Genomic DNA, 23,139 nt, shown 5'->3' with positions numbered 1-23,139 from the left:
CGAGTCGGAACCCGCGGCTTCATAGCAGCGCCGAACTTGCGGCTCCGCCCGGGTCGACTCGCGGGAACATTCCGTTATTGCCCTGACGCTGCCGTCTGCTGGTTCGCTGGCAATTCGCCCATCGCCTGGAAAAGCGCCGCCGTGTCGCTCATGCGCTGGCTGGCCGCCCGCACCGCGCCCATCTGCGCGTTCAGATAGCGCGCTTCGCTCGCGTACTGCGCCGTGACAGGCAGCGAGCCCATGCGATGGCGCGAGGCGGTGTCGTCGAATGCTGCGCGCGCGGCCTGAGCGGCTACTTCGTTAGACGCCAGCGTCTGCGCATCGTTATCGAGTGCGGCAAGCGAATTCGCCACGTCCTGGAACGCGGAAAGCACCGTCGCCTTGTAGTGCAGCACTGAGGCGTCGTACGCATCGATCGACGCGCGGCGCTGTGCAACGAGCGCGCCGCCGTGGAAGATCGGCTGCGACAGGCTGGCGCCGATAGCCCATAGCCCGCCCGCGCCCGAGAGCAGCGCCGGCCAGCTAAAGCCGCCGCGGCCCATCGAGGCGGTCAGCGACAGGCTCGGGAACATCTGTGCCGTTGCAGAGCCGACATCGGCGGCTGCAGCCTTGACGGCGGCGTCGGCGGCCTGAATGTCAGGGCGTGCACGCAGCAGGTCCGAAGGGACAGCGACGGGCACGTGCTCGGGCAGCGACAGGGTGTCGAGTGCCGGCACGCTCGGCGGGTTGTCGGGCGTGCGGCCGAGCAGCACAGCGAGTGCATGAATCGCAGACGCGCGCTGCTGACGCAGCGCCGGCAAAGTCGCCGCGACCGACGCCGCATCCTGTTTCGACCCAAGCGCCTGCGCACGCGAGACCGAGCCGAACGCATAGCGCTGCTGGTCGTCGTTCGCCGTGTCGTTGGATACGGCAACGAGCCGTTCGGTGAGCGCGATCTGCCGGTCGAGCGCCGCGACACTGATCGAAGCACCCACGATGTTCGCGGCCAGCGCACGCCGCGACGCTTCGAGCTCATACGCCTGCACGTTCACTCGGGCCGCGCTCGCCGAGTTCATGTAACGGGTCTGACCGAACAGGTCGAACGTGTAGTGCGCCGCAAGCTGACCTGCAAAGAAGTTGTATTGCACCTGCTCGGGACCAAGTCCGGGCACGACCGGTGACCGGGCGCGCTCGATCTGTGCGACACCGTCGATCGACGGAAGCGTTGTCGCGCCGATCTGCGCCCGCAGTTGCTGTTGCGCCGACGCGAGCGTGCGCTGTGCCGCCGCGAGCGTGGGACTGTTGCGCAAGCCCTCGTCGACGAGAGCGTCGAGCGCATCGGAGCGATAGAGGCGCCACCATTGTGCCGCCGAGGTCGCGCCTACATCGAAAGTCTGTGTAACGCCCTCCGCCGCCACTGTCTTCGAAGGCTGCGTCTGCGCGCCGTAATGCTCGGGCGAAGGCATGGCCGGCGGCTCGCCGCCCGGTCCGAACGAGCACGCGCTCACAGCGAGTGCCGCAGCCACCGCCAGCACGGATGTCTTGTAATTGAAGCTCATGATCAAACCTCCGTATGCTCGGCGACGACCGCTTGCGTGCCGCGCTCGTCATGGCGGACCCTGAAGCACGTCGCATACAGCGCCGGCAGGAAGAACACAGTCAGCACCGTGGCGATCGTGATGCCGCCCATCAGCGCGGTTGCCATGGGCCCGAAGAAGCCCGAGCGAAGCAGCGGAATCAGCGCGAGCACGGCGGCGGCCGCCGTCAGCATGATCGGCCTGAAGCGCCGCACCGTTGCGCCGATGATGGCGTCGAAGCGCGCATGCCCCGCCGCGATGTCCTGATCGATCTGATCGACCAGGATCACCGAGTTGCGCATGATGATGCCGAACATCGCGATTACACCGAGCAGCGCGACGAATCCGAATGGCTTGCCGAACAGCAGCAGCGCCGTCACCACACCGATCAGACCCAGCGGCGCCGTCAGCACCACGATGAACGTCCGCGCAAAGTTCTTGAGCTGAATCATCAACAGCGTGAGCACCGCAATGATCATCAGCGGCATTTCCGCATTGATCGACGTCTGCCCCTTCACGCTTTCTTCGACCGCACCGCCCACGTCGATCCGATAGCCGACAGGCAGTGTGGCGCGCACAGAGGTGAGTGCGCGGTCGATGTCGCGCGTGACGTCGATGCCCTGTGCGTCGCCGCGCACATCGGCCTGCACCGTAATGGTCGGCTGCCGGTCGCGTTCCCAGATCACGCCGTACTCGAGCGTATCGCGTACATGTCCCAGCGAGCCGAGCGGCACTGGGCCATTCGGTGTCGGAATCGCGAGGCTCGTGAGCTTTGCCGGATCGACGCGTTCGCTCTTCGGCGCGCGCAGGTCCACGTTGATCAGCTTGTCGCGCTCGCGATACTGCGTGACCGTATATCCCGACAGCGTCATGGCGAGAAAGCTCGATACGTCTTCCGAACTCACACCCAACTGGCGCGCCCTGTTCTGGTCGATCTCGAACGAGATGGAGCGTTCGGCCGGTTCGTCCCAGTCGAACTGGACGTTGCGCGTGCGCGAGTCGCCACGGACCTTCTCAGCGACCGTCTCGGCGAGCGAGCGCACCGTCGCGATGTCGTCGCCGCTCACGCGGAACTTGATCGGGAAACCCACTGGCGGCCCGTTCTCGAGTCGTGCAACACGGGTACGAACGCCGGAGAAGTCTTTCTCGAGTTTCGCGTCGAGCCAGTGCATCAGCTCCTCACGGGTCTCGACGTCCCTCGCCGTAATCACGAATTGCGCGAAGTTCGGCTGCTGAAGCTGCTGGTCGAGCGGCAGATAGAAGCGCGGCGCGCCCGTGCCGACGAAGTCGACGAAATGCTGGATCTCCGCCTTGCCGTCGAGCACTTTTTCGAGGCGCTTCGCCTCACGCAGCGTTGCCTCGAACGAAGCACCTTCGGGCAACCTCAGGTCCACGAGCAGTTCAGGCCGTTCGGAGTTCGGGAAAAACTGCTGCGGCACGCGCGTGAATGCGCCCATTGCGATCGCGAACAGCACGACGGTCACACCGAGCACGACCCAGCGCCGCTCGATGCACCACGTCACCCAGCCTGCCAGACGCTTATAGAAGCCCGTGTTGTAGACATCGTGCTCGTGCCCATGAACGCTACCGGCATGGCCCTTGCGCTCAGGCAGCATATGAAAACCCAGGAGCGGCACCAGTACGACGGCCGCGAACCACGAAACGACGAGCGCGATTGCCGACACTTCGAAGATCGAGCGCGTGTACTCGCCCGTGCTCGATTTCGCGAGCGCGATCGGCAGGAAACCGCAGACGGTCACGAGCGTGCCGGTCAGCATAGGGAATGCGGTGCTGGTGTAGGCAAACGCCGCGGCGCGCATGCGGCTCCAGCCCTGCTCCAGCTTCACCGCCATCATTTCGACCGCGATGATCGCGTCGTCGACGAGCAGGCCGAGCGCGAGCACGAGCGTGCCGAGCGACACCTTGTCGAGCCCGATCCCGAACAGATGCATGCACAGCGCCGTCACCGCGAGCACGATCGGAATGGTGATCACGACCACCATGCCCGTTCGCAAGCCAAGCGAAACGAGGCTCACGACGAGCACGATCGCCACTGCCTCGCCCACCGAGCGCACGAACTCGTCGACCGAGTGCTTGACCGCATGCGGCATGCTCGAAACGGGTGCGAGCTTCAAACCCGCGGGCAGCGTGGCCTGCAGTTCGGACGCCTTTGCGTCGAGCGCCTTGCCGAGGTCGATGACGTCGCCGCCCTTTTGCATCGTCACGCCAATACCGAGCACTGCCTGACCGCCGACGCGCATCTGCGTCACGGGCGGATCGTCATAGCCGCGCCTGATGATGGCGATGTCGCCGAGCCGGAACGTGCGCTTGTTGATCGTGATCAGCACGTCCGCTAACGCCTGCTCGTCCTTGATTGCGCCGCTGGGCCGCACGAACACGCGGTCGTCAGCCGTGGTGACCGTGCCGACGGGCGCGACGGAATTCTGCGCGTCGATGGCCTGAGCCAGCTGCTGCGGCGTGATCGAAAGCCGCGTCAGCTGCGCATTCGAGACCTCGACGAAGATGTGCTGGTCGGGATCGCCGAAGTAGTCGACCTTCGCCACGCCGGGCACGCGTAGCAGCACCGTGCGCAGCTTGTCGGCGTAGTCGTGCAGCTGCGCGGGCGTGAAGCCGTCGCCCTCGAGCGCGTAGATGTTGGTATAGACGTCGCCGAACTCGTCGTTAAAGAATGGCCCGACCGTTCCCTTCGGCAGCGTTGCCCGGATATCGCCCACCTTCTTGCGAACCTGGTACCAGGTCTGGGGTACTTCCTTGACGGGCGCCGAGTCCTTCATCGCGAAGAAAATCATCGACTCGCCGGGGCGCGAGTAGCTCTTGATGTTGTCGACATACGGCGCCGCCTGCAACTGGCGGCCGATACGATCCGTGATCTGCTCCTGCACTTCGCGCGCGGTCGCGCCCGGCCAGTAGGTCTGAATGACCATCGTGCGAAACGTGAATGGCGGATCTTCCGATTGCGCGAGGCGCGTATAGCCGATCACGCCGAAGAGCGTCGCCAGTCCGATCAGGAAGATCACGAGCTGCTGGTGACGCAGTGCCCAGGAGGAGAGATTGAAACCGCCTGCGTCAGCGGTCCCTTTGTCGGAAGCATTCACGGGCGGCATGTCCGGCCCGTTCTCATGGTCGCGCGCGTTCATGACGGGAAGTCCTCCGGATGCAGCGGCGGCACGACTTGCACATGCTGTCCCGAACTCACGGCGTGCACGCCTTGCAGGATCACGCGGTCGCCGTCGTGCAGGCCCGAACCGATCGATACCGTACGTTCGTCGTATCGCTGGATCGTGACCGGGCGCAACTCGAGCGTGTCGCTTGCGCTACGCACGACCCACACCGCGGGATTCTCGCCACGATGGAAAAGCGCAGTCACCGGCAGCGTGAAGGTCTGTCCGGCTGCGTTGCCCTGAACCGAATCGAACGCGACGTTGGCCGTCATGCCAAGGCGCACTTCCGGGCTCGCTGCCGCGAGCGTCAGCTTGACCCGCCAGGTGCGGCTTTCCTGATCGGCGGCGGCCGACACTTCGCGCACGCTCGCCTCGAACGACTTGCCCGGCAACGCGGGCAGCGTCACACGCGCCTTGCTGCCGGCCTTCAGCGAGTTCACCACGCGCTCCGGGGCATCGCAGACGATATCCACGTCACCCGTCCAGTCGATATGATACACGGCCTGCGTGGCCTGAACGTTCTGCCCGGTGTTGGCATCTTCGGAAGTCACCACGCCGTCGTGATCCGCGGCAAGCGTTGCATAGCGCAGGTGATCGGAGGCGAGCGCCATCTGCGCCAGCGAGGAATTGCGCTGCGCCAGCGCGGTCGCGTAGGCGTCCTGGGTCTGTTCGAGCTGTGCGGGCGCAATCAGGTTCGCGTGCGCCTGTGCCTCGTCGCGGTCGAGCTGCTGTTTGGCAAACACGAGGCGATGTTCTGCGGCGTCGAGCTGCGCTCGCGCGCTGACAAGGTTGTTCTGCAGATCGGTTGGGTCGAGCAGCGCCACCGTCTGTCCCGCCTTGACGGTATCGCCGATACGCACTCGCCGCTCAGTGATCTTGCCGCCGACGCGAAACGAAAGCGTCGTGGAATAGCGCGCCTCTACCTGCGCGGGCAGCGACTCGCCCGGGATGCGTCCGTCGGGGCGAACCACACGTGCAACGACCGGCTTGGCCGCGGGCGCCACGACCTCGCGTTGATGACATGCGGAAAGAAGGATTGCGCTGCACGCCATGAGGATGACGGGCGCCCGATGCGTCGACCGGATGATGGAAGGTAACAACGAACGCGCCCGCTTCAGCGCGACAGGAACGGAATGTTTCACGATGTTCACAAGACAGGTGGTGAGTCCAGGTAGAAAAGTCGTCCGCGCTGATGAAAGCCGCCGTGCCCGGAAGCACGCGTTGCCATTGGCGCGAAAACAGGAAAGCCCTCTGATGCGCTACTGATCCTCTCGAGCGCCGCGGCAAACGATGGCACCGGCTTCTGGCCGGCCACCGAACCTGGCACGCAACACCTGCGTGTTGCAGATCAGCATTGACGGAGCCGCGCGATTGCATTTGCGCACGCGCCGCTCTGCACGGTATCTGCGGATTCCGGCCTGGTGTCCGTCAACGCCTCAGACGTTGCCGCTCTATCCACCCTGCCCGTTCAGTCCTGCTAGCCCACGTTTCCGCATGTCAGCCGCACGGATGAGATTAGACCCATAACTGATAACGTTGTCAACCATGACGTTTGAATCTAAAATCGGAACAGTCAATGACCGAGGAGGCAACAATGTCTGATGGCTCCAACCCGCGCGCGAGCCGCCGACAAGCAGTCATGGCCCTGATTCCGGCGCGCGAGCCGCTCGCCGGAGATTCGCCGCGTCTCGCCCGGCGCAAGAGCGAAACCCGCGCCCGTCTGCTCAACGCCGCGTTCGGACTGATCGCGAAAAAAGGAATGGATGGTGTGACGATCAGCGAGATCACGGACGCAGCCGATGTGGGATTCGGCTCCTTCTACAACCACTTCGAATCGAAGGAAGGCATCTTCACCGCGCTGGTCGAATGGCTGTTCGAGGAATTCGCCAATACGCTGGATCGACTCGCAAGCGGCTTGTCGGACCCCGCCGAGGTGATCGCGGTGTCGGTTCGTCATACGCTTTTGCGCGCTTGCCGTGAGCCGGTCTGGGGAGAACTGCTGATACGCGAAGGCCTGTCGATGCGCACGCTCAGCCGAGGGCTCGGTCAGCGTCTGCTGCGCGATACGGAGCGGGGCATTTCCGAGCAACGCTTCGTGGTGGCCGACGAGCTGATGTGCGTGATTTCCGTCATCGGCACGGTGCTCGCAGGAGTGGCCGTCGAACTCAATTCCTCCGCGTCGTCGAAACATGTAGTTCGTATGCGCAAAACGCTTCCATCGAAACAGGAGAAGCTCGCAGAGAACACGGCGGCCATCGTCCTGCAGGCGTTCGGCCTGAAACGCGCGGAGGCGGAGAAGATTGCCCGGCGTCCGCTGCCGGCGCCGCTCCAAAGCCAGCAATGTTTTTGAGGAACCGCCAGGCCGTGTCTTACTCTCTACGCGCTCCGCGCATGTACGTCATGCGAAATTTCATTGTGGTCGTCGTCCGTCTGAGCGTTCTTGCGCTGTTCGGCATTCTTCCTGGCACGGCCCGCCCGGCCAACGCGCCGCCTCCCGGGACCGGAGAATTCACCTATGCTCTGCCCGTCATCGCTCCCGCACCGGACGCCTCCCACGCACTCAATGCCCTTCAAAACAGGGAAGATCTGATCAGGCAGCGTGCATCTGCGGCAACCAGCGACGCCCAGCTACTCGAACTGGACGCACTGAGCCGACGTGTAGCCGAAGATGTGGACAAGTTGATAACCGGCTCTCTGCAGCCCGATCTCGCGAGAACACATGCGCAGCTCGACGTGCTGGGTGCGATGCCCGCGGCGGACACCGGTTCGGAAACCCCTGCGGTGGCGAGGCAACGCGACGCACTGACGGCGCAGCAAGCGCGGCTCGATGCAGAAGTCAAACAGGCGCAAGCGATCAAAGACAACCTTCTCAACGTGAATGCGCAGATTGGGCGACTGCTGCACGAACATTTGAAGGACCAATTGGCGCTTCGCACGGGAAGCATTCTGAGCATTCCGTTCTGGACGCCTGTCCTGCACCCTGAAGCGGCGGACTATCAACATCTGCGGGCATTCGGCGAGCAGATCGAAAAACAGATGCAATCGATGTGGCAACCGGAACGGAGGATCGCCACGGCGATTCTTCTGCTGATGGCGCTGGCCTGCACGACAATCGGGACGCGCATTCTTGAAAGAACGTTGGGCTCGCTCTGCCTGAGGCGTCTTCCGGAAGGACGGCTGCGGCGCAGTGCTTTCGCGGTATCGACCGTGCTCGCGACGTTGGCCACCGCGATTTGCGCCGTTCACTTCGTCAGCCTGGCGGTTGCCAGTCAGCAGCCCCTTTCGCCTGCCCTTCAGACCTTCGTCGACGGTCTCGTCAAACATGTCGTCAATTGTGTGCTGGTCGCCGCTCTGGGCAGGGCCTTCCTTTGTACACGACATCCTTCCTGGCGGCTGCCGGCCATCGCCGATCCGGTTGCGCGCGCGCTCAGCCCTTTCCCACGGATGTTGGCGGCGCTGCTGCTATTTTCAGGGACGATCGAGCAGATCAACCGGGCTGTCGATACGAGCCTGCAACTTACGATTTTCACTCGCGGTCTGGTGGCGTTGATCGTCGTGTTGACCATTGGTGCGTCGCTGCTGCGGGTCAACCGGGTACGCACCGCGCTTGCCGCTGCGGGCCATTCCCCCGAAGCGCGGTCGACGCTTACCGGCCTGATTCACGCTGCCGTCTGCGTGAGCGTCGTGGGCGCTTTTGTTGCGTTGCTGTGCGGGTACGTTTCCGTCGCTCGCTTCGTCACCTACGAGCTCGTATGGTTCGACATTGTTCTGTGCAGTCTCTTTTTTCTTGTCACGCTCACGCACGACGTATGTGAAAGCGCGTTGTCTCCCGCGCATGCAAGCGGCAAAACGATCAGACATCTGTTTGCGCTTAAAGACTTCCATCTCGAACAGATCGGCACGGTGCTTTCCGGCATTTGCCGAAGCGCACTGATCGTCGCTGCGGTGGTCGCATTGCTCACCGGTGGCCTCGGAACGACCCCCGCCGAACTCTTCGACAGCATTCTCGACATGCTGGGCGGCGACAGGCTGCGCGCGCTCAATATCGTCCCCGCTCAGATCCTGAGCGCCATACCGACGTGCGGCATCGGGCTATACCTGGTCCGCTCGGTGCGCAAATGGTTCGACAAGGAGTTGCTGCCCAAGACAGAGATGAGTCCGGGCATGCGCGCTTCACTGCTCACGCTGTTCGCAAACGTCGGCTACGCCCTGGTTGCGTTGCAGACTTTGTCCGTGCTTGGAGTGAGATGGCACAACCTGGCCTGGATTGTCAGCGCGTTATCCGTGGGAATCGGTTTTGGCCTTCAGGAGATCGTGAAGAACTTCATCTCGGGGCTCATATTGCTCGCCGAGCGGCCCGTCAAGGTAGGCGACATGATCAGTATCGCGGGCATCGAGGGCGACATACGGCGCATCAGCGTGCGTGCCACCGAGATCCAGCTCTCAGACAGATCAACGGTGATCGTTCCAAATTCGCAGCTCATATCGCAGAACGTGCGCAACGTGACGATGGGAAACACCACGCAAGGCGTCGTCACTCTTGTTCTAACATTCGCGCTGGATGTCGACCCCGAGCGGGTCCGCGATATCCTTGTCGATGCTTACCTGGATCATCCGGCGGTTCTCGAACACCCTCTGCCATCCGTCATGTTCAGTCATCTGACACCCGACGGCATTACGATGACGGTCACAGGATATGTCAGGAGTCCTCGGATCGCTGGAGAAACGAGAAGTGAACTGCTGTTCGCCATACTGAAAAGGCTACGCGCGGCCAACATCTCGCTGTCGAACCCAAGAACCGTGGTGGTTCAAGGAACGAGAAATAGCGAACTGATCGCGTGACAGCAATCGACTAAAAAAAGAACCGTGGAATAGCCCTGTCTCATGGCTTTATGTGCGCGCTGCGCGTTGCTTGAAGACACGGCCCGCGTTGAGCATTCCCGTGGGGTCGAGCAGCGCCTTGAGTTTGTTCATCAGTTCGATTTCCGGTTCCGAGCGGCTGCAACGCAGGAACGGCTCTTTAATCACTCCAATGCCATGTTCGGCAGAAATACAGCCTTCGGCCTCACTAACGGCCGCATAGATCAGCTCTTCCACTTCCAGCAAATTTGAAGCGTCCGCATACGGGCCGGAAAGCAGATGCAGGTTTCCATCGCCGAGATGGCCAAAGAACAAATGCGTCTGCTGCGGGAAGCGTTCGCTCAAAGACGAGCGTGCACCGTCGACAAAGCGCTCCATCCTGTCCATCGGTATTCCGATGTCGAACGCCGCATGAGGCTTGAGCTTCGACAGCAATTCGCCGACCGTCTCGCGGTATGCCCACAACTGCTTTGCGTGCTCGATGGTTTGCGCAATGATCACGTCCTGAACAATGCCTTCTTCCAGCATCCGTTCGAGCGACTGTTCAAGCGCGAGCCTGTCGTCATCGTAGGATTCGCCCAGCGTTTCCACCAGCACATACACGGGATACCACTCGCCGAACGGTGCTTTCAAATGAGCGATGTCCATCGCCGCGCTCATGAAGTCCTGCCACATCACTTCGAACGAAGAGAGACTTGCGAGCCGCGCGCGCAGGTACTTGAGCAGCCGCGTCGCGTCTTCGAACGACGCAACCGCGCACAACGCCGTATTCGCCGCTGAAGGCTTCGGCTCCAGCTTGAGCACGAGCCGCGTGATCACGCCGAGCGAGCCTTCGGAACCGATAAAAAGCTGCTTCAGATCGATACCTGTGGTGTTCTTCGTCACCCGATTCATCATCGACAGCACCGTGCCGTCGGGCAACGCAACTTCCAGTCCGAGAATCCGATCCCGCATCGTACCGAACCGGATCACGCGATTACCGCCGGCGTTCGTCGCCGCGTTGCCGCCGATCTGACATGTGCCGCGGGCACCGAGATCGAGTGGAAAGAACCAGCCTTCCGCTTCGACGAACGTCTGCAACTGTTCGAGCGGCACACCGGCTTGCACCGTCAGCGTTCCGCCAATCCTGTCGAACGATTCGATCGCATTGACGCGCGCAAGCGACAACGCGACTTCACCCGCCTGCGGCGTCGCACCGCCCGCCAGTCCAGTCAGTCCGCCCTGTACGACGACAGGCTGTCGGTGCTTCGCCAGCACGCGCAATGCGCGTGCAACGTCGGCGGGCGTGCGTGGGAACAAGGTCATTCGTGGCCGGACACGCGGCGCGTCGCTCCAATCGCCGGCGTGGGCGTCGGCAACGGACGCATCAAGCGACACGCAATCCGCGCCCAGTGTTTCGACAAGTGAGAGTTGGAGTGCGTCCGGATGCTGTGCATGCATGTTCCGATCTCCCGTTCAGGTCGCCACGCGTTCAATCTGTCCGCCGAAGCGGCCGACGAAACTGCCTGCGATCAACGCGATCAGCGCGACGACCGTCAGGAAGATGCCAGGCGCGGTCAATGCGCCGGTGTGATGCAGCAGTTGCGTCACGACCAGCGGCGTAATGCCTGTGAACAGCACGGTCGCGAGGTTGAGCGACAGCGCGATGCCGCTGAAACGCACGTTGGTCGGAAAAAGATCGGCGAGCAGATATGCGTACGCGCCGTTCACAAAGCCGCCGACGATGCCGATGATCACGAACGCAAACAGCGGATCAATGCCATGCGCGGCCACGAGACGGTAAAACGGATAGCTGCCGAACAGCATCAGAAGCGAACCGATGCGATGCCAATGCCGCGAAGGCACCGAATCGCCGAGCCACGCGAATAACAGCAGCGACGCAGACATCGTCGCGATACCGAGGTTCTGTCCGGCGCTGACTGCCGTAGGCGCGTAGTGGAGGACGGTCGTCAGGTACGACGGCAGCACGACGAAAAGGAGGCTGTTCGACGCATTCACAATCCCCGCCACGCCGACCCCGATCGCGACCTGCTTCGGGTAATCGGTCAGCACCTTCCTGAACGGACGCTTAACCTTGTGACTCTTGAGCCGCTGATATTCGTTCGATTCTTCGAGCGAAGTGCGCAGCCAGTACGAGACCAGTCCGATTACGCCGCCGAAGATGAAAGCAATGCGCCAGCCGAACGCGAGCGCGTCGGCGGCGTTGAGCAGCGAGTGCAGCGCGAGGCTGATCAGCGTCGCCGTCAGTACGCCGGAATTCAGGCAGAAGATCACAAGTCCGCTGACGAGACTTGCTCGCACCGGAATCTCTTCAACGACGTACGTGATCGAGCAAGGCAATTCGCCCGCGAGGAAAAAGCCTTGTGCGAGACGCAGCAGCACTAGCAGCACGGGCGCCATCACGCCGATCGACGCATAGCCCGGAATCAGCCCGATGCCGATGGTCGCTGCCGACATCGCCAGCACGGAGACCAGAAAAATCACGCGCCGCCCGAAGCGGTCGCCGAGACTGCTCAACACGATGCCGCCTAACGGACGCGACACGTAGCCGATCGCGAACACGCCGAACGTGCTGATCAACGACGCCAGTGGATCCGTTGCGGGAAAGAACTGCCGCGCGATTTCACGCGCGAACACGCCGTAGATGATGAAGTCGTAAATCTCCAGCGAGCCGCCGAGGCTTGCGAGAATCACCGTCTTCCACTTCTGCCTGACCGCGGGCTGGCGGGCAACCGCCGCAATGTCTGCTGAGGCCATCGAGTTGTCTCCATCATGGTTTTTTATCGGAATGTCTATGGCACGCGCTATTCGACCGGTACGGGTGTCGCCGCGGGCGTGCCTGTTCTCAACGCGGCGTCCCGGCCGCCGAATGCTTGCACCAGTCTGTCCTGATCAGACTTGGCGGCAGCATCGGCAGCCTCGGGATCGACCAGCGTCCGAAGCTGCCGTTCGAAACTCGCGAGCACATCGGCGTATTCCGGCAACGGCGCCAGGTCGCGCAACTCTTCCGGGTCGTTCTTCAGATCGAACAGTTCCGGCCGCATGCCGACGTAATGGTGATACTTATAGCGGCTGTCGGCGACCATGTAGGCTGCGCTCTCCGATCCAACGGCGTGATATTCGCTGAATGCGAGGCGCTCAGGCACGTCGTCCATGCGGGCGAGTTTAACCAGCGACTCGCCCGGACCGTCGATCATCTCCGCATCGCAGCCCGTGCAGTCGAGCAGCGTATTCTGGATGTCGACCAGCGACACCGGCGTGCCGCTCACCTTCCCCGCCGGAATGTCCGGACCGGCGACAATCATCGGCACGCCCGTCGACTCGCGGTACATCAGGCACTTGTTCCACATGCCGCGCTTGCCGAGGTTGTCGCCGTGATCGCTGCTGTAGATGATCGTCGTCGATTCGTCGAGCCCGTTCTCACGCAGCGCGGCGAGCACCTTGCCGACCTGCGCGTCGAGAAACGACACGAGCGCGTAATAGCACGCGACGGCAAGGCGCCGACGCTCGTCGCTGCCGATCGCGGCGTCGTGATCCATATGCCGCGCCTGACGTTCGACCCACGGATGCCGCACGTAACCCGTCGACGGATGCAGCGCCGGCAGGTCGATCGCGTCTGGATCATAAAGATCGAAGAATTCTTGCGGCACGACGAGCGGAAAATGCGGCGCAACGAGGCCGACGAACAGCACCCAGGGTTTGTCGTCGCGGCTGTGTGCGCCGAGCCAGTCGCACGCCGTATCGGCCACGCGCATGTCGAAGCGGTTGTAATCGGACATGCCCGGACCGATCTTGTCGTAGAGCGGAGAGCGGCCCATCGTCTCGGGCATCGGATTGCGCACCGAGCCCCACACCTGGCCGATGCCATCGAGAATGTGCACCGCGTGATGCTGCTTGCGAAAGCCAACGGGCGACGCCTCCGTCTTGTAGTGCAGCTTGCCGATAGACTCTGTCAGCAAGCCGCTCGCCGACAGATGCTGCGCCCAGCCAGGCGTGCTGCCGTCGTATGCGATTGCGTTGTCCCAGCAGCGGATGTCGTGAACATAGCGCCCCGTCGCGAGACTCGCGCGGGCCGGCACGCAGATCGGCGACGGTGTGTACGCGTTGCTGAAGCGCGTGCCGCGCTGCGCGAGCGCATCGAGCGCTGGCGTCTTGATGAGGGGGTGTCCGGCGCATCCCATCAGGTCGTGCTGATGTTCGTCGGACAGAATGAAAAGGACATTGGTGGGCTTCATGGCGCTGTCTCTGCGGCTTGTAGTCGATATTGCCGCGTCTCCTGCAGTTTATAGTGGTCCAACGCCGCATGACGTGCAATTGACATTTTGTGAAAAGCGAATAACTATTCGTTATTCGCTTTCGCGTCAGGCCATTGCTTATGGATCCGATCGAGCGCTTCTTCCAAGCTGGATTGAAGCTCAGTCATCTGCGTCTGCTCACAATGTTCGACAGCCTTGGGCAAATCCGGCTCGTCGCCGAAAAGCTCAACGTGACGCAACCTGCTATATCGAAGCAGCTTGCAGAACTGGAAGCGGGTCTGGGCGTGCCCGTGCTGACGCGTGTGGGCAACCGGCTGTTCTTCACGCCGGTCGGCGAGGCGCTGATGAAGCGCGCTCGCGAGGTATTCCATCAGCTTGAGCAGGCGCGCTTCGAGGTCGATGCGTTGACGAGCGGCATCTCGGGCAAGATTTCCGTCGGCGCGGTCGCGACCGTGATGCCCGTGTTCGCCCCCGAACTCGTGGTCGAACTGAAAAAACACGCGCCGCATGTGAACGTAAGCTTTTTCGAGGCCACCAGCGACCGCCTGTTTCCGATGCTCGCCGCCGGCGCGCTCGATTTCGTTCTGAGCCGCACGGGGCCGCCGCGCGCCGACACGGCCGCATTTGCTTCGCACGCTGTGCTCAATGATCCGATCGTCGTGGTCTGCGGACGCGAGCATCCGCTCGCCGGGCGCCGCACGATCGGCGCGTCCGATCTCGCCGGGCTGCCGTGGATCCTGCCGCCGCGCGAAGCGCCCACCTTTCTCTCGCTGCAAGCGTGGATGCACGAACACGAACTCGAGTTTCCCGATGGCTGCGTGCAATCCATTTCGTTGCAAGCGAACGAAGCAATGATCGCTTCGTATCCCTTTCTTGCGCTGATGCCGCTCGCAGTCGCGCGGCAAGGCGTGCAACGCGAGAAACTCGTGATTCTTCCGTTAGAAGGAACTCGCTTTCTGGAGACGGTGCAGGTGTTCTATAACCACTCGTCGGCGAATCCTGTCTTGCCCGTCGCGCTAACCTGTATTGAGTTAGCTGAAAAGCGGATTTCAAGCTTGCTGCTGGCGTAAGGTTCGTAGACCCAAGTAAATTGACCAATCGCGGTGTCGCCCTCGATCTACAACGCGTAACGCTGGAATGACCGCGCGTTTTCTGCCTTGCTCAGATCTGCAATGAACTTGCACAGATCCGCACTCGCTAAGGGACCGGTCACCCGCCTAAGATGCCTCTACACCGACAGCGTGGGATGAGCCAGCGTGGCTCGGCGCACACGGAAACACCTCACGTATTGGCATCCCTCGATGCCGCTTCAGCAAGGGCACACCATGGCAGACCGGTCCACCGCCTTTCTCACTGAGCAGCAGATCATGATTCGCGACGCAGCACGTCGTTTGGCTGCCGGAGTCGTCGCACCCACTGCGGCAGAGCGCGATCGGACCTCAGCCTGGCCGCATGCAGAACTGAAAACGCTGGCCAATGGCGGCTTTTTGGGCATGTTGATTCCCGAAGAGTATGGCGGCGTCGGGGCTGGATTTGTCGAGTTCTGTCTCGCACAACATGAGTTCGCCGCTGTCGATGCGGGCTTGGCCACCATCCTGCACGTCCACAACATCACTGCAATGTGCATTGCCGCCAACGGCACTGAAGCACAGAAGCGCGCCTACCTGCCGGCGATGGCGCGTGGCGAGGCGATTGGTGCGACGCTGATTTCCGAGCCGCAAGCCGGCTCAGACACTGCAGCCTTGCGTGCCACTGCACAGCGCGACGGTGATTGCTTCGTGCTCAACGGCACCAAGCAATTCGTCTCCAACGGCAGCCAAGCCGGCGTGGCCGTTGTTCTGGCGCAGACGGACAAGTCCAAAGGCAAGAAGGGCTGGAGCACCTTCGTTATCGACCCCAGTCAGGCGGGCTACCAGGTCAGCCGCATCGAAAGCAAGCTCGGCCAGCATACGGCGCACACCGCACAAATCGTGTTCGACAATTTCCGCGCTCCGGCGACCAGCCTGCTGGCCGAAGAGGGCAGCGGATATTCGACCATCCTTGGAAGCCTGTCGGATGGCCGTATCGGCATCGCCTTCATAGCGGCAGGCGCTGCTCGGGGTGCCCTGGAAGCTGCGCTTCAGTATGCGAACGAGCGCGAGGTTTCCGGAAAGACAATCATCGAACTGCAGGGCGTCGCATTCGATCTGGCCGACATGGCTGCGCAAGTCGACGTGGCCTTTCAGTATTGCCTGCACGCGGCACGGCTTTGCGAAGCCGGCATGGAATGCGGCAAGGAAGCCTCCATTGCGAAGCTGTTCGCCAGCGAGATGGCGGAGAAGGTCTGCTCGCAGGCGCTGCAGATTCACGGCGGCTACGGCTACCTCACGGATTTCCCGGTTGAGCGCTATTACCGCGACGTGCGCGTGACGAGTATCTACGAAGGCACGAGCCACATCCAGAAGCTGATCATCGCATGCTCGCTGGCTTGAGCAGCGGCGGTTGTCCGCACAACAAGCGCTTTCACGGAGACGACATGACATTGCCGCTCGAGGGTATTCGCGTGCTTTCGCTCGCGCAACAGTATCCCGGCCCGTTTGCAACGCTGGTGATGGCAGATCTGGGAGCAGAGGTCATTCTGGTGGAACGCCCACCCGCAGGCGACCCCGCTCGCATGCAGCCGGATTTCCATGCCGCGTTGAACCGCAACAAGCGCTCTGTTGCCCTGGACCTGAAGACCACGGCAGGCAGAGATGCCCTGCGCAGCTTGATCGCCACCGCCGACGTGCTGATGGAAGGTTTCCGCCCCGGCACGATGGATGGGTTGGGCTTTGGCTACAACGACGTGGCCGCGATCAACCCGCGCTGCGTGTATGTGTCGATCTCCGGTTTCGGTCAGCATGGCCCGTATCGCGACCGGCCGGCGCACGACCTGTCATACCAGGCGATCTCGGGGTTGCTGTTCCGGCAGGCCGAGACCGGCAGGATCGAGCCACTGCCGGAGTTGGCGATCGGCGATCTGACGGCAGCCATGTTCGCGCTGACCGGATGCCTCTCAGCGTTGCTGGAGCGCACGAAGACGAACAAGGGCCGCCATGTGGACGTGTCGATGACCGACGGCCTCGTGTCCTGGATGGCGGTATCGCTCAGCCCGCTGATGAACGGCGGCCCGCCTGGACTCGCGCAAATTAATGCCGAACCGGGCTACGGCATCTACCGCTGCGCGGATGGCCAGCTGCTGTCGCTCTCGATTGCTTACGAAGACTGGTTCTGGAAGCCGCTTTGCGGACTGCTGGACATGCCCGATGTCGTCAACGCTACGCATGACGAGCGCGTCCAGCGTGAGGCCGAATTGCGGAAGCGAATCGGGCAAGCCATTTCAGGTCTGCCGCGCGCTGAATGGGCGACCTTGCTGGACGGCGCCGGTATTCCATGGGGGGGCCGTCAATACGCTCGACGAAGTGGTAGATGACCCGCATTTCCGGGCGCGCGGCATGTTCACGCAGGCCATGGATGCCGATGGCAGGCGGCGCTGGCACGTAGCGCAGCCGCTGATATTCGATGGTGTGCGTTCCGGGCCGGTGAGCGGCGTGCCCGTCGTCGGAGAAGACAACGTAGCGCTGTTGCAGCGTCAATTGTGACCCACACCACACGCAATCACAGCGATCCCGGAGAACTTCAGGAGCAGGAGCATGAGCGAAATTTATGTTGTGGGCGTTGGTATGACGCCGTTCGGACGTCTGACGGAGGTGAGCCTCAAGGCCATGGTTCGCCAGGCGACAGAAGCTGCGTTGAAAGACGCCGGCCTGCAGAAGAATTCCATCGAAGCGGCCTTCTTCGGCAATGCATCGCAAGGGCACATGGAGGGCCAGCAGATGATCCGCGGCCAGATTGCCCTGCGCGACATGGGCATCAGCCGTATTCCGGTGGTCAATATCGAAAACGCCTGCGCCAGTGGAAGCAGCGCGTTCACGCTGGCGGTCAACCACTTGAAGGCAGGTGCCGGCGATATTGCGCTGGCGGTGGGTGCCGAGAAGATGTACTCGGCGGATCGCAGCCGCATGTTCTCCGTTTTCGACAGCGCGCTGGACATCTCATGCGCGGCCGACGTGCACGCCGATCTGCTTCGCATGGGTGAAGGCGTCGAGGTGCCGCCGGGCACGACCTCGCCGAAACCGTACAGCGTGTTCATGGATGTCTATGCAGCCTTCGCGCGCGCTCACATGAAACGCTTTGGCACCACGCAGCGCCAGATTGCGGCAGTCGCGGCGAAGAATCACGCGCATTCGGTGCACAACCCGCTGTCGCAATACCGCACTGCATACACCATTGACGAGGTGCTCGCGGCGGCGCCAATCACCTACCCGCTCACGGTGCCGATGTGTTCGCCAGTATCGGACGGCGCCGCAGCCGCGATATTGTGCACGGGCACTGCGTTGCGCCGGCTGGGCCTCGATACGCACCGCGCTGTGCGCGTGCTGTCGTCGGTGATTCAGACCGGCAGCGATCGAAACTATACCGACGTGCGCAACCACCTCACCGTACATGCGGCCCGGCGGGCGTATGAGGCGGCTGGCGTCGGCCCGCGCGATGTATCGGTGGCGGAAGTGCATGACGCGACCGCAATGGGCGAAATCGTCCAGATCGAGAACCTCGGATTCTTTGAGTGGGGCGAAGGCGGCCCGGCTTCCGAACGCGGCGACACCTCGATCGGTGGCCGCATTCCGGTCAATCCATCGGGCGGGTTGGAGTCGAAGGGGCACCCGGTAGGCGCAACGGGGATTGCCCAGATGCATGAACTGGTGACGCAGTTGCGCGGCGAGGCTGGACCCCGTCAGGTCGATGGGGCAAGCATCGCCGTGGCTGAGAATGGCGGCGGACTCTATGGGGTCGAAGAGGCTGTTGCTTGCGTGACCATTCTCGGGCGCTGAGCCCTGCAGATTTCTACCGCACCCGGATACCACCGGCGGGTCAGCGCCGATATGACCCAGGCGTGGTGCCGGTCCACGCCTTGAAGGCGCGGTTGAAAGCGGTGGTATCGGCGAATCCAAGCTGGGCCGCCAATTCCGCAATCGGCAATGTGCCGGTATTCAACCGCTCAATGGCCAGGTCTTTGCGTAACTGATCCTTCAGTGTCTGGAACGTGATGCCTTCTGCAGCGAGGCGGCGCTGAAGCGTACTGATCGACATGTAAAGGCGCCCCGCTACCGCGTCCATGTCGGGCCAGTCCGGCTCTCTTTGCAGCAGGACCGCCCGCACCTGCGCGCGCGTGGCGTAATCGCCGGGGTGCGGCAAGACGAAATTGCCAGGCGCGTTTTCGATCAGCGCGCGCAGTGCGGCTTCGTCACGCCGCACCGGCGCGTTCAACGCCGCCGCATCGAACCAGACCGCCGAGCGGGCTTGGCCGAACTGGACCTGGCACGGAAACATGATGGTGTGAAATGCGCCCCACTGCGGCACTTCGTAACTGAAGTCGACTTTGCGCGGCGGCAGGCGATCGCCTTTGAGCCACGCGAGCATATGCCAGAACACTCGCATCAATACGTCGTGGGCAATGTGGCGATGGGCAACTTCGGCGTCGGAGAACTGCAGCGTGAAGCCGGCAAGCGCATCTTCGCGTGCGTAGTGCAGCGCTACGTCGTGTTGCAGCAGCCGGAATGTGTGCCGCGCGGCGCATGGCAACTTCCAGGCTGGGCGCGCCGAGCGCGGAGCGAATGATCAGTGCAAAGCCGCCGGGCCGCATTGGATGCGACAGAAAACCGATGCACTCGTCGTCGAGCGCCACGATCAGTTGTCTCAGTAGCGCTCCGTACTGCTTCGGCGTGATCCGCGCACGTGGATCGTCGAGCACGGCAGGGGAAATCCCGCAGCCTTCCAGCAACGCGGCAATCTTCGCGTGCGACATGGCGGCCTGTTCCCTGGCCCCCACAAGCGAGCCATGCACCAGACTGACGGGAACCGTATGCGTTTGACCAGACATGCATGTCATTTAATCAGATTTACCGCGCTTACGCCGATGAGTTGAGCGGATCCGCAAAGAAGATGAATGGATACGCCATCGCGATTTGACGCGAGGCTTCTAAGATCTATGTATCAAGTGTCCCGCAGATGGAGCCTCTACTTATGCACGCAGCAGCTGTTCTCACGGAGGTTCGCGACGGTGCAATCTGGCTCACGTTGAATCGCCCCGAAGCCATGAACTCCATCTCGCCCGCGGTGGTTCAGGGGCTAATGCACGGGCTCGACCTTGCAGCAACGTCTAACGAGGTACGTGCCGTTGTCCTTTGCGGCACAGGACGCGCTTTTTGCGCCGGCGCCGATTTGAAGTTCGTGCGCAGCACCGGCGAGGGAGACGGCGTCGGAAGTTTTCTTGGCGACTTTCTGGTGTTACTGAACCGGCTCGAAGCATTCCCGAAGCCGGTAATCGCTGCGGTCAACGGCATGGCACTGGCAGGCGGCCTGGAGATGGTCTTGTGCTGCGATCTGGTCGTGGCGGCACGCTCGGCGCAGTTCGGCGACGCACACGCTAACTACGGCCTGCTGCCAGGCGGCGGCGGGTCGGTACGGCTGCCTCGCAAGATAGGACCGACGCGCGCGAAGTACCTGATGTTCACAGGCGAGTTCGTGTCCGCCGAGCACATGAAGTTGGCCGGCCTCGTCAATGAGATCGTCGATGACCCGGCGCTCCTGACGGCGGTCGGCGCGCTGGTGGCGGCGATGGCCGCCAAGAGCCCGCTTGGCCTCGCTCGTATGAAGGCACTGGTCGACGACGGTCTTCAGCAGCCGCTTGAAGTGGCGTTGCGGCAGGAACTGCTGATGAGCGCGCTGCATGAGCAAAGCCATGACATGCACGAAGGTTTAGCAGCGTTTGAAGAAAAACGTGCCCCCCGGTTCGTGGGGCGTTGATGGAACGGCCGAAACCTGTTCGGCAGCATGGGAAAGGATCAAATGAACCTGAATGACAAAGTCGCCATCGTGACGGGCGCGGCATCCGGCCTCGGGCTGGCAACCTGCAAAACGTTGCGTGCTGCCGGTGCAAAGGTGGTGGGATTTGATCTCGATGGCGCAAAGGTGGCCGAGGTGCTCGGGCCCGACATGATGGGCGTGGCCGTCGATGTCTCGGACGAGCGTAGCGTGATGGCCGCCGTGGAGAGGGTCCGCGACGTGCGTGGTGCGGTGCATATCGCGGTCAACTGCGCGGGCATTCTCGGTCCCTGCAAGACGATTTCTAAAAGCGAGTTGTTCCCAACCGAATTGTGGAACCGCGTGCTCGGCGTCAATCTGACCGGCACCTTCAACGTGGTTCGCCACGCGGCGTTGGCCATGACGGCAAATTCACCGGACGCCAGCGGCGAGCGCGGCGTCATTATCAATACCGCGTCGGGTGCGGCCAAGGCGGGTCAAATGGGACAAGCGGCGTACAGCGCCAGCAAGGCCGGCGTGGTCGGCATGACGCTGCCGATCGCTCGCTATCTTGCCGAACACGGCATCCGTGTCGTGGCCATTTCGCCTGGGTTGTTTGAATCCGGCATGTCGGCCGGCATGCCGGCGAAAGTGTCCGACGGTCTCATCGACAAAATGCTGTTCCCGCGACGCATGGGTAAGGCGGAGGAGTTCGCTGGTTTGGTCCGTCACGTGATCGAGAACGCGTATCTGAACGCGCAAACGCTAGACATCGACTGCGGTACGCGCTGAACTAGCCAACCAGAGGAGACCAGGATGCAACTGTCCGACTATTTCGACGCCGCCGCATCGCGCTACCCGAACCGGGAGGCTTTTGTGGACGGCGACGGCACGATCCGTATCGACTTCGCCGAAGCGCAGAAGCTCGTCTATGCCGTCGCCCATGCACTGCGTACCGACGATACGCTGGGGCTTGGAGCCCACATCGCCATCTACGCGCCAAACGATTACCGCATCAGTCTGCTGCAGATCGCGATAAACCGCGCCAGCATGGTTTGGGTTTCGATCCATACGCGCAATGCGGTTGAAACCAATATTGCCGTTCTCGACTATGCGGACTGCGATCTCGTTTTCTTCCACAGCAGCTACGAGGCGTTCGTTCCGGCAATGAAAACTGGTCTGCCGCGCACGAAGACATTCATTTGTCTCGACCGCGCTTCGGAGCATGGAGCGAATTTCGCCGAATGGATTTCGTCGCATCAAAACCTAACCTTGCCCGAAACCGAGGTGGACGAGGACCGCCTCGCGGTACTCCAGCCCACCGGGGGCACCACAGGCCCGTCGAAAGGTGCGCTGCTGACCAACCGAGCCGTCGAGATGAGTTTGATCTCGGTGTTTTCCGCACTCGACATGGACCACGAGACCCGCGTGCTGGCCGTCGCGCCGCTCACCCACGCGGCCTGCTTCGTGACGCTCGCTGCGGCGGTTCGTGGCGGCGCGACGGTGGTGCTACCGAGCTTCGATGCCTACAAGGTACTCGATACCATCGCCCGCGAGCGCATCACGCATTTATTCCTGCCGCCGACGATTGTCTACGCGTTGCTGAGTTCTCCGGCGTTGGACCACGCGGACACGTCGTCTCTGCGATGCATTGCCGTAGGTGCCGCCCCGATTGCGCCGGAGAAACTGAAGGAAGCGGTACGTCGCATTGGCCCGGTCATCTACGAGGTTTACGGGCAGAGCGAATGCCTGTTCCCCGTCGTCGCCAAACAACCTGCCGACTACCTGCTGGAATCGGGCGAGTTCGACGAGGGCGCGTTGCGCTCGGCCGGGCGTGCCGTGCCGTTCGCGCGTGTCGAGATCATGGGCGACGATGGCGCCCTTGTCGGCCCCGGCGTGCGCGGAGAGATCGTCGTGCGCTCAGCCATGGTGATGGCCGGCTACTACAAAAAGCCCGAGGATTCGAGCGCGGTCTCGGCCAGCGGATGGCACCACACGACCGACATCGGCATACGGGACGCGCGGGGGTTCATTACCATCGTGGACCGCATGAAGGACATGATCGTCAGCGGTGGCTTCAACATCTTCCCCGCCGAAGTCGAGGCTGCGATCAACGCGCATCCGGCCGTATTGGATTGTGCGGTGGTTGGCGTGCCGGACGGAAAGTGGGGCGAGGCCGTCAAGGCCATCGTGCAACTCAAGCCGGGTCAGGAAATCTCGGAAGCGCACCTGATCGATCTATGCAAGCAGGCGCTGGGGAGCGTCAAGGCGCCCAAATCGGTGGAGTTCTGGACGGACCTGCCGCGTAGTGCGGTGGGCAAGATACTCAAACGGGAAATACGCGCGCGGTTCTGGGAAGGACAGTGGCGGTCCGTCTGAGCGTGCCGTAAGCGTGCCCTGCCA

At 62.4% G+C, this 23,139-nt stretch carries 17 protein-coding genes and 1 pseudogene; 10 read left to right on the top strand and 8 right to left on the bottom strand.

Annotated elements, in window-relative coordinates; translation table 11 throughout:
- Nucleotides 1-74: 74 nt before the first annotated feature.
- Genes OH764_RS06365 through OH764_RS06355 form a run of 3 tightly spaced genes read right to left on the bottom strand, consistent with a single transcriptional unit; the run spans nt 75 to nt 5,889 of the window.
- Nucleotides 75-1,538: an outer membrane factor lipoprotein domain-containing protein gene (locus OH764_RS06365; protein WP_498848431.1), complete on the bottom strand. Its 1,464-nt coding sequence runs from the start codon at nt 1,536-1,538 to the stop codon at nt 75-77.
- Nucleotides 1,539-1,540: 2 nt separating this feature from the next.
- The gene (locus OH764_RS06360) at nt 1,541-4,714 is read right to left on the bottom strand and encodes an efflux RND transporter permease subunit (RefSeq protein ID WP_498848430.1); all 3,174 of its coding nucleotides are present in this window, start codon (nt 4,712-4,714) and stop codon (nt 1,541-1,543) included.
- On the bottom strand, nt 4,711-5,889 hold the full coding sequence (locus tag OH764_RS06355) for an efflux RND transporter periplasmic adaptor subunit (protein WP_498848429.1): 1,179 nt from the start codon (nt 5,887-5,889) through the stop codon (nt 4,711-4,713). The genes OH764_RS06360 and OH764_RS06355 overlap by 4 nt, the downstream gene beginning before the upstream one ends.
- 443 nt (nt 5,890-6,332) lie before the next feature.
- On the opposite strand from OH764_RS06355, the gene OH764_RS06350 reads away from it, so the two are divergent.
- Together OH764_RS06350 and OH764_RS06345 are read left to right on the top strand one after the other, a co-directional pair.
- The gene (locus OH764_RS06350; protein ID WP_498848428.1) at nt 6,333-7,088 is read left to right on the top strand and encodes a TetR/AcrR family transcriptional regulator; all 756 of its coding nucleotides are present in this window, start codon (nt 6,333-6,335) and stop codon (nt 7,086-7,088) included.
- 50 nt (nt 7,089-7,138) lie between these two features.
- Nucleotides 7,139-9,580: a DUF3772 domain-containing protein gene (locus OH764_RS06345; RefSeq protein ID WP_498848427.1), complete on the top strand. Its 2,442-nt coding sequence runs from the start codon at nt 7,139-7,141 to the stop codon at nt 9,578-9,580.
- A 48-nt stretch (nt 9,581-9,628) separates the two neighbouring features.
- On the opposite strand, the gene OH764_RS06340 is transcribed toward OH764_RS06345, so the two are convergent.
- The 3 genes from OH764_RS06340 to OH764_RS06330 are packed head-to-tail and all read right to left on the bottom strand — an operon-like array spanning nt 9,629 to nt 13,833.
- Nucleotides 9,629-11,038: an FAD-binding oxidoreductase gene (locus tag OH764_RS06340; protein ID WP_498848426.1), complete on the bottom strand. Its 1,410-nt coding sequence runs from the start codon at nt 11,036-11,038 to the stop codon at nt 9,629-9,631.
- A gap of 15 nt (nt 11,039-11,053) precedes the next feature.
- Nucleotides 11,054-12,355: an MFS transporter gene (locus tag OH764_RS06335; RefSeq protein ID WP_498848425.1), complete on the bottom strand. Its 1,302-nt coding sequence runs from the start codon at nt 12,353-12,355 to the stop codon at nt 11,054-11,056.
- A 47-nt stretch (nt 12,356-12,402) separates the two neighbouring features.
- Nucleotides 12,403-13,833 carry a sulfatase family protein gene (locus tag OH764_RS06330; RefSeq protein ID WP_498848424.1) on the bottom strand — a complete coding sequence of 477 codons (1,431 nt, stop codon included), beginning with the start codon at nt 13,831-13,833 and terminating at the stop codon, nt 12,403-12,405.
- Nucleotides 13,834-13,973: 140 nt separating this feature from the next.
- Between OH764_RS06330 and OH764_RS06325 the strand changes: the two genes are divergently transcribed.
- The 5 genes from OH764_RS06325 to OH764_RS06305 all read left to right on the top strand — a co-directional run bounded on the left by OH764_RS06325 (nt 13,974) and on the right by OH764_RS06305 (nt 18,764).
- On the top strand, nt 13,974-14,924 hold the full coding sequence (locus tag OH764_RS06325; RefSeq protein ID WP_498848423.1) for a LysR family transcriptional regulator: 951 nt from the start codon (nt 13,974-13,976) through the stop codon (nt 14,922-14,924).
- A 231-nt stretch (nt 14,925-15,155) separates the two neighbouring features.
- A complete protein-coding gene (locus OH764_RS06320) occupies nt 15,156-16,325 on the top strand; it encodes an acyl-CoA dehydrogenase family protein (protein ID WP_498848422.1) in 1,170 nt (389 codons plus the stop codon).
- Between the two features lie 71 nt (nt 16,326-16,396).
- Complete coding sequence (locus OH764_RS06315) at nt 16,397-17,305, top strand: CaiB/BaiF CoA transferase family protein (protein ID WP_498848421.1); 909 nt, start codon at nt 16,397-16,399, stop codon at nt 17,303-17,305.
- A 22-nt stretch (nt 17,306-17,327) separates the two neighbouring features.
- Nucleotides 17,328-17,474, top strand: a complete 147-nt coding sequence (locus tag OH764_RS06310) for a hypothetical protein (protein WP_498848420.1) — start codon at nt 17,328-17,330, stop codon at nt 17,472-17,474.
- 51 nt (nt 17,475-17,525) lie between these two features.
- On the top strand, nt 17,526-18,764 hold the full coding sequence (locus tag OH764_RS06305) for a thiolase family protein (protein WP_498848419.1): 1,239 nt from the start codon (nt 17,526-17,528) through the stop codon (nt 18,762-18,764).
- A 40-nt stretch (nt 18,765-18,804) separates the two neighbouring features.
- Here OH764_RS06305 and OH764_RS06300 read toward each other — a convergent pair whose 3' ends face one another.
- Nucleotides 18,805-19,023 (bottom strand): helix-turn-helix domain-containing protein, encoded by a 219-nt coding sequence (locus OH764_RS06300; protein ID WP_498848768.1) that lies wholly within the window; start codon nt 19,021-19,023, stop codon nt 18,805-18,807.
- A 222-nt stretch (nt 19,024-19,245) separates the two neighbouring features.
- A pseudogene (locus OH764_RS06295) lies at nt 19,246-19,738 on the bottom strand (AraC family transcriptional regulator ligand-binding domain-containing protein); the annotation flags it as partial.
- 218 nt (nt 19,739-19,956) lie between these two features.
- Between OH764_RS06295 and OH764_RS06290 the strand changes: the two are divergent.
- Genes OH764_RS06290 through OH764_RS06280 form a run of 3 tightly spaced genes read left to right on the top strand, consistent with a single transcriptional unit; the run spans nt 19,957 to nt 23,115 of the window.
- Nucleotides 19,957-20,739, top strand: a complete 783-nt coding sequence (locus OH764_RS06290; RefSeq protein WP_498848418.1) for an enoyl-CoA hydratase/isomerase family protein — start codon at nt 19,957-19,959, stop codon at nt 20,737-20,739.
- 42 nt (nt 20,740-20,781) lie between these two features.
- Nucleotides 20,782-21,528, top strand: coding sequence for a Rossmann-fold NAD(P)-binding domain-containing protein (locus tag OH764_RS06285; protein ID WP_498848417.1), 747 nt, complete (start codon nt 20,782-20,784; stop codon nt 21,526-21,528).
- A gap of 24 nt (nt 21,529-21,552) precedes the next feature.
- Complete coding sequence (locus OH764_RS06280; RefSeq protein ID WP_498848416.1) at nt 21,553-23,115, top strand: class I adenylate-forming enzyme family protein; 1,563 nt, start codon at nt 21,553-21,555, stop codon at nt 23,113-23,115.
- The last annotated feature ends 24 nt before the right edge of the window (nt 23,116-23,139 follow it).

The organism is Burkholderia sp. M6-3 (genome assembly GCF_050858985.1).
GTDB classification, from domain to species: Bacteria; Pseudomonadota; Gammaproteobacteria; order Burkholderiales; family Burkholderiaceae; genus Paraburkholderia; species Paraburkholderia caledonica.
Note: the sequence above shows the minus strand (reverse complement) of the source record. Positions and strands in the feature narration are given on the sequence as shown.

Excerpts from the sequence above, each read along its gene's own strand:
- OH764_RS06345 (WP_498848427.1), top strand. The coding sequence starts at position 7,139 with ATGCGAAATTTCATTGTGGTCGTCGTCCGTCTGAGCGTTCTTGCGCTG.
- OH764_RS06350 (WP_498848428.1), top strand. The coding sequence starts at position 6,333 with ATGTCTGATGGCTCCAACCCGCGCGCGAGCCGCCGACAAGCAGTCATG.
- OH764_RS06335 (WP_498848425.1), bottom strand. The coding sequence starts at position 12,355 with ATGGCCTCAGCAGACATTGCGGCGGTTGCCCGCCAGCCCGCGGTCAGG.
- OH764_RS06290 (WP_498848418.1), top strand. The coding sequence starts at position 19,957 with ATGCACGCAGCAGCTGTTCTCACGGAGGTTCGCGACGGTGCAATCTGG.
- OH764_RS06285 (WP_498848417.1), top strand. The coding sequence starts at position 20,782 with ATGAACCTGAATGACAAAGTCGCCATCGTGACGGGCGCGGCATCCGGC.
- OH764_RS06360 (WP_498848430.1), bottom strand. The coding sequence starts at position 4,714 with ATGAACGCGCGCGACCATGAGAACGGGCCGGACATGCCGCCCGTGAAT.
- OH764_RS06280 (WP_498848416.1), top strand. The coding sequence starts at position 21,553 with ATGCAACTGTCCGACTATTTCGACGCCGCCGCATCGCGCTACCCGAAC.
- OH764_RS06310 (WP_498848420.1), top strand. The coding sequence starts at position 17,328 with ATGTTCACGCAGGCCATGGATGCCGATGGCAGGCGGCGCTGGCACGTA.
- OH764_RS06320 (WP_498848422.1), top strand. The coding sequence starts at position 15,156 with ATGCCGCTTCAGCAAGGGCACACCATGGCAGACCGGTCCACCGCCTTT.
- OH764_RS06325 (WP_498848423.1), top strand. The coding sequence starts at position 13,974 with ATGGATCCGATCGAGCGCTTCTTCCAAGCTGGATTGAAGCTCAGTCAT.
- OH764_RS06305 (WP_498848419.1), top strand. The coding sequence starts at position 17,526 with ATGAGCGAAATTTATGTTGTGGGCGTTGGTATGACGCCGTTCGGACGT.
- OH764_RS06365 (WP_498848431.1), bottom strand. The coding sequence starts at position 1,538 with ATGAGCTTCAATTACAAGACATCCGTGCTGGCGGTGGCTGCGGCACTC.
- OH764_RS06340 (WP_498848426.1), bottom strand. The coding sequence starts at position 11,038 with ATGCATGCACAGCATCCGGACGCACTCCAACTCTCACTTGTCGAAACA.
- OH764_RS06300 (WP_498848768.1), bottom strand. The coding sequence starts at position 19,023 with ATGTCGATCAGTACGCTTCAGCGCCGCCTCGCTGCAGAAGGCATCACG.
- OH764_RS06330 (WP_498848424.1), bottom strand. The coding sequence starts at position 13,833 with ATGAAGCCCACCAATGTCCTTTTCATTCTGTCCGACGAACATCAGCAC.